The organism is Mesorhizobium sp. M8A.F.Ca.ET.161.01.1.1, assembly GCF_004792105.1.
Classification (GTDB): Bacteria; Pseudomonadota; Alphaproteobacteria; order Rhizobiales; family Rhizobiaceae; genus Mesorhizobium.
The window spans coordinates 1-458 of record NZ_SRTD01000065.1 but is presented as its reverse complement, the minus strand read 5'-3'; the positions used below and the strand labels follow the sequence as shown (position 1 = coordinate 458).

The window sequence follows — 458 nt, the reverse complement described above, 5'->3', positions numbered from 1 at the left end:
GACGACAGGTGGTTGGCCTTCAGCCCGTGGCGCTCCGCCACTTCGTTCACCGTCACGCCCGGACGCAAGCTCTCCGAAACGATCTGTGCCTTGACCTCATCCGGCCATTGGCGATGCGCCTCACGTCGGCCCCGCCGTGACGTGAGAACCTCCAACGTAGTGTCCATGGAGAAACTCCTTGTCGCTCGTCCATGGAACGTCGATCACAAATTAGGCGAGTGTAGGCAACGTGGGGGCAGAACACCGGTTACGGTAAATCTCGACGTGACTAAAGCCTGTCGAGCGTGTGGTCCGGCACTTCTACCCCATCGACGGGTTGCATTCCAAGATAGGCAATGCGGCGAGCCAATGCTTCCCCGGATTGTTTGAGGTCGATGGAAGCGTAGCCAAGCAGCAGAAACTCGCCAGTGCGCCGTCCAGCAGGGCGATTGCGATGGATCAAACACCGCAGAATTTGG

The 458-nt window shown here is 59.0% G+C and carries 1 protein-coding gene and 1 pseudogene; both read right to left on the bottom strand.

Annotation, left to right across the window (positions count from 1 at the left end; translation table 11 throughout):
• A partial coding sequence (locus EN804_RS34600) for a transposase (protein WP_145972890.1) occupies positions 1 to 167 on the bottom strand: 167 nt, incomplete at its 3' end.
• 101 nt (positions 168 to 268) lie between these two features.
• Positions 269 to 458, bottom strand: a pseudogene (locus EN804_RS37740) (ATPase); the annotation flags it as partial.